The following is a 5117-nucleotide window of genomic DNA, read 5'->3' on the forward strand; positions in this document are numbered from 1 at the left end:
CGCGTCCGCCGCCCGTTCACGCTGCCGGGCGAGCAGCCCCGACACGTCCACGCCGCGTGCCCCCGCCGCCTCCAGCGCGGCCAGCGCGCCCGGGAAGACCGCCCCGGAGGCGGCCCCCACCGCCGCGTACTGGTTGCGCAGCAGCCCGGCCGCCTTCAGCGACCAGGGCAGCAGCTCACCGTCCAGCAGCAGCCAGTCGGTGTCCAGCTCCGCCCACAGCCCGGCGCCGTCGATCGCCGAGCGGAGCCGGCCGAGGACCTCCTCGGTGACCTGGGCGTCGTCGAAGAACGGCCGCCCGGTGCGGGTGTAGAGCGACCCGGTGGGCCCGTCCACGCCGAACCGCTCCCGGGCCGCCGCCGCGTCCCGGCAGACCAGGGCCACGGCACGCGAGCCCATGTGCTTCTCCTCGCACACCACCCGCCCGACCCCGGCCGCCGCGTACTGCGCGAACGCCTCCGCCGGGTGCTCCAGGTAGCCGTCGGCCCCGGAGGTCGCCGTCGGCGCCATGGTCGGCGGCAGGTACGGCAGCAGCCGCGGGTCCACCGCGAACCGGCTGATCACCTCCAGCGCGGCCGCCGCGTTCTCCTCGCGCACCGAGATCCGTCCGGCGTGCCGGGTCTCCACGATCCGCCGGCCCCGCACGTCGTCCAGGTCCAGCGGACGTCCCTGGTGGCCGCCCGGCGCCTCGTTCACCAGCGGCTTCACCGGCTCGTACCAGACCCGCTCGGCCGGCACCTCCACCAGCTCCCGCTCCGGGTAGCGCAGCGCGGTCAGCTTGCCGCCGAAGACGGCACCGGTGTCCACGCAGATGGTGTTGTTGAGCCAGGTGGCCGTCGGCACCGGGGTGTGGCCGTAGACGACCGCGGCCCGGCCCCGGTAGTCCTCCGCCCACGGGTAGCGCACCGGCAGCCCGAACTCGTCGGTCTCCCCGGTGGTCTCGCCGTACATGGCGTGCGAGCGCACCCGCCCGGAGGTCCGGCCGTGGTACTTCTCCGGCAGACCCGCGTGGCAGACCACCAGCCGGCCCCCGTCGAGGACGTAGTGGCTGACCAGCCCGTCGATGAACCTGGCGACCCGCTCCGTGAACTCCTCGCTCTCGCCCTCCATCTGGGCGACCGTCTCGGCCAGGCCGTGGGTGTGCTGGACCTGGCGGCCCCGCAGGTGACGGCCGAACTTGTTCTCGTGGTTGCCCGGCACGCACAGCGCGTTCCCGGACTCCACCATCGACATCACCCGCCGCAGCACACCCGGCGAATCGGGGCCGCGGTCCACCAGGTCGCCGACGAACACGGCGGTCCGCCCCTCGGGGTGCACGCCGTCGGTGTAGCCCAGCTTGGCGAGCAGCGACTCCAGTTCGGAGGAGCAGCCGTGGACGTCGCCCACGATGTCGAACGGACCGGTCAGATGGGTCAGGTCGTTGAACCGCTTCTCGGTGACCAGGGTGGCGTTCTCGACCTCCTCCACGCCGCGCAGCACATGCACCTTGCGGAAGCCCTCGCGCTCCAGGTGCCGCAGCGACCGCTTCAGTTCGCGGGTGTGCCGCTGGACGACCCGGCGCGGCATGTCCGCCCGGTCCGCCCGGGCGGCGTTGCGCTGCGCGCACACGGATTCCGGCACGTCCAGCACGATGGCGACGGGCAGCACGTCGTGCTCGCGCGCCAGCCGGACCAGCTGCCCGCGGGCCTCCTGCTGCACGTTGGTGGCGTCCACCACCGTGCGCCGGCCGGCCGCGAGCCGCTTCCCGGCGATGTAGTGCAGGACGTCGAAGGCGTCCTTGGTGGCGCTCTGGTCGTTCTCGTCGTCGGACACCAGCCCGCGGCAGAAGTCCGAGGAGATCACCTCGGTGGGCCTGAAGTGCCGCCTCGCGAACGTGGACTTGCCGGAGCCGGAGGCGCCGATCAGCACCACCAGGGACAGGTCGGTGACGGGCAGGACACGCCCGGCGGGCCGGGCCTCCTGCACAGGTGCGTCGGTCATGCCGAGGCCTCCTCACGGGTCGCGTGCCCGGAACGGATGCGGGCCGGACCGGCGTGCCGCTCGGAGCCGGTGTCCGCGCACAGGGTGAACAGGGCGAGCTGGGTCGGCGGACCCACCTCGGGGTCGTCCGGGCCGACGGGCCGGTACTCCACGTCGTAGCCGAACCGGGCCGCGACCGAGTCCGCCCAGGCGCGGAACTCCTCGCGGCTCCACTCGAACCGGTGGTCGCCGTGCCGGGCGTGGCCGGCCGGCAGCGATTCCCAGCGCACGTTGTACTCGACGTTCGGCGTGGTGACGACGACGGTGCGGGGCCGCGCCGAGCCGAACACGGAGTACTCCAGGGCCGGCAGCCGCGGGAGGTCCAGGTGCTCGATCACCTCGCTGAGCACCGCCGCGTCGTACCCCTTGAGCCTGCTGTCGGTGTAGACCAGCGACCCCTGGAGCAGTCGGACCCGCGACGCCTGCCGCTCGCCCATCCGCTCCAGCCGCAGCCGGCGCGAGGCGACGGCGAGCGCCCGCACCGACACGTCCACGCCGACGACCTCGCCGTACCGGGTGTCCTTCAGCAGCTCCCGCACGAGATGGCCCTCACCGCAGCCCAGGTCCAGGACCCGGGCGGCACGCCGCTCGCGCAGCGCGGCCAGGATCGCCTCCCGGCGCTGCCGCGCCAGCGGCACGGGGCGCTCCTCGGAGCCGTCCTCCCCGGCGGCGCCCTCCCCGGCGGCGCCGTCCCCGTCGGCACCGTCGTCGTCGGGCCCGGCGAACGCACCGGCCGCGGGCTCCGTCTCGGCGGGCACCGCGTTGTCGATCTCCTCGACCTCGGTGTCGTCCGCCTGGGCCAGCCGCAGCAGCTCCTGCCGTTCGGTCTCCAGCCGTTCCTCCGCCCGCCGGGTCAGCGACCACCGGCGCGCCAGGTACCGGTTGGTGATCAGCCGCTGCTGCGGGTGGTCGGACAGCCAGCCCTCACCCGCCCGCAGCAGCTTGTCGACCTCGTCGGGGGAGACCCAGTAGTGCTTGGCGCCGTCCAGCACCGGCAGCAGTACGTACAGGTGGCGCAGCGCCTCGGCCACCGTCAGCCGGTCCGACTCCAGTACCAGCGAGACGTACCGGGAGTCGCCCCACTCGGGGAACGTCACGTCCAGCGGCACCGGCCGCACACCGACCGTCCAGCCCAGCGGCTCGAACAGGCCGGTCACCAGCTCCGGGCCGCCCCGGGCCGGCAGCGACGGAATCTCCAACCGCAGCGGCAGCGCCCGGCCGGGCAGCTCCGGACGCGCCGTGCACAGCCCCTTCATCGTCGTGGAGAACACCGTGCTCAGCGCCACCGCCAGCAGCGAGGACGCGGCGTACGGGCGGTCGTTGACGTACTGGGCGAGCGCCGAGTCCGGCGCCCCGCCGCGCCCCTTGCCCCGGCCGCGGCGCACCAGCGCGACGGGATCGACCTCCAGCAGCAGCGCCGCCGTGCAGCGCTCCTCGGTGGCTTCCGGGTAGACGACGTACGCGGTGCCGTAGGACGTGGAGAAGGGCTGTGCCTTGTCGGGATGCTTGTGCAGCAGGAACCCGAGGTCGGTGGCCGGGCTCCCCGGCGTGCCGGTGGCGGTGATGGTCAGGAACATCCGGGCTCCTCTCCCGTTCGGCCCGCACGGTGTCGGCGACGACCGCGGCGGGACGCGCGAAACCCCCGGGACACGCTGTCCCGGGGGTTCGCAGGACGACGCCGCTCACCATCGCACAACGGGTGCGACCTGCGCCCTTCGTTTATCCGGCCGTGCGGCGAGGGACGTCAGCCGAGCTGGGTCTGCACCTGGGAGGCGATCAGTTCCAGGTGGTCCAGGTCCTCCAGGTCGAGCAGCTGGAGGTAGACGCGCCGCGACCCGGCCTCGGCGTAGCGGCCGATCTTCTCGACCACCTCGGCGGGGGAGCCCGCCAGACCGTTGAGCTTCAGCTCGTCCACCTCACGGCCGATCCGCTCGGCGCGGCGGGCCACCTCGGCGTCGTCGCGGCCCACGCACACCACCAGGGCGTTGGAGTAGGTGAGGTCGTCGGCGGCCCGGCCGGCCTCCACGGCGGCGGCGCCCACCCGCTCGAACAGGGCCTTGCTGTCCTCGACGGAGATGAACGGCGCGTTGAACTCGTCGGCGTAGCGGGCTGCCAGCCGCGGCGTGCGCCTGGCGCCGGTGCCGCCGATCAGGACCGGCACCTTGCGCTGCGCCGGCTTCGGCAGCGCGGGGGAGTCGGTCAGGTCGTAGTACGTCCCGTGGTGGCTGAAGGTCTTGCCGACCTCGGTGGCCCACATCCCGGTGACGATCTCCAGCTGCTCCTCCAGGCGGGCCAGCTTCTCCTTGGGGAAGGGGATGCCGTACGCCTTGTGCTCGTCCTCGTACCAGCCCGCGCCCAGGCCGAGTTCGATGCGCCCGCCGGACATCTGGTCGACCTGCGCGACCTGGATGGCGAGGACGCCGGGCAGGCGGAAGGTGCCCGCCGTCATCAGCGTGCCCAGGCGGATCCGCTTGGTCTCCCGGGCGAGGCCGGCCAGGGTGATCCAGGCGTCGGTCGGGCCGGGCAGGCCGGTGACGTCGCCCATGTGCAGGTAGTGGTCGGAGCGGAAGAAGGCGTCGAAACCGAGGTCCTCGGTGGCCTTCGCGACCGTGAGCAGGGTGTCGTAGGTCGCCCCCTGCTGGGGCTCGGTGAAGATTCGCAGGTCCATGCCCCCATCCTGCACCCGATCGCGGGGGAGGTCACACCGCGCCCACCGGTCCCACGTTCCCCGTGATCACCGACAGAGTGAAAAAGCGTCAACCCGGCGACGGTTCGATGGCCGATGCAGTGACCGCCATCTGGGGTGGTCGTTGGTTCGGGCGGAGCCGGGCCGACCCGGCTCCGCCCCGGTGCTCCGACGCCGGGGCGTCTGTCGCGTTCGCCCCTTCGGGGCCAGGGCCTGGGAGCCTTTTCATGCCGGAAGAGACCGTGCCGCAGTCCGGTGCGTCGAGTGTGCAGAGCGTCCCGCAGCAGCCGGCGGGCCTGCTGCAGCAGATGGAGGAGCTGATGGCCGCTCTCAACGCGGACCTCTCCGACCTGGGGGCGGCCCTCGGGGGCCGCCCGGAGGACCGCGACGTGCTCTGACCGTCAGGTGGTCCCGC

The 5117-nt window shown here is 73.4% G+C and carries 4 protein-coding genes; 1 reads left to right on the plus strand and 3 read right to left on the minus strand.

Features of this window, described 5'->3' with window-relative positions; genetic code table 11:
- The 3 genes from HW445_RS17850 to HW445_RS17860 all read right to left on the minus strand — a co-directional run.
- Positions 1–1977 (minus strand): polynucleotide kinase-phosphatase (locus tag HW445_RS17850; RefSeq protein WP_180222003.1); only part of this gene is annotated, 1977 nt, incomplete at its 3' end.
- Positions 1974–3593, minus strand: a complete 1620-nt coding sequence (locus HW445_RS17855; protein ID WP_180222004.1) for a 3' terminal RNA ribose 2'-O-methyltransferase Hen1 — start codon at positions 3591–3593, stop codon at positions 1974–1976. The genes HW445_RS17850 and HW445_RS17855, both read right to left, overlap by 4 nt.
- Before the next feature lie 167 nt (positions 3594–3760).
- Entirely contained in the window at positions 3761–4684 is a 924-nt protein-coding gene (locus HW445_RS17860; protein WP_180222005.1) for an LLM class F420-dependent oxidoreductase, read from the minus strand.
- 245 nt (positions 4685–4929) lie between these two features.
- Between HW445_RS17860 and HW445_RS17865 the strand changes: the two genes are divergently transcribed.
- Positions 4930–5100 carry a hypothetical protein gene (locus HW445_RS17865; RefSeq protein WP_180222006.1) on the plus strand — a complete coding sequence of 57 codons (171 nt, stop codon included), beginning with the start codon at positions 4930–4932 and terminating at the stop codon, positions 5098–5100.
- Positions 5101–5117 lie beyond the last annotated feature (17 nt).

The sequence above is a fragment of the Streptomyces sp. UH6 genome, from assembly GCF_013421635.1.
Lineage (GTDB): Bacteria > Actinomycetota > Actinomycetes > Streptomycetales > Streptomycetaceae > Streptomyces > Streptomyces abyssomicinicus.

Excerpts from the sequence above, each read along its gene's own strand:
- HW445_RS17855 (WP_180222004.1), bottom strand. The coding sequence starts at position 3,593 with ATGTTCCTGACCATCACCGCCACCGGCACGCCGGGGAGCCCGGCCACC.
- HW445_RS17860 (WP_180222005.1), bottom strand. The coding sequence starts at position 4,684 with ATGGACCTGCGAATCTTCACCGAGCCCCAGCAGGGGGCGACCTACGAC.
- HW445_RS17865 (WP_180222006.1), top strand. The coding sequence starts at position 4,930 with ATGCCGGAAGAGACCGTGCCGCAGTCCGGTGCGTCGAGTGTGCAGAGC.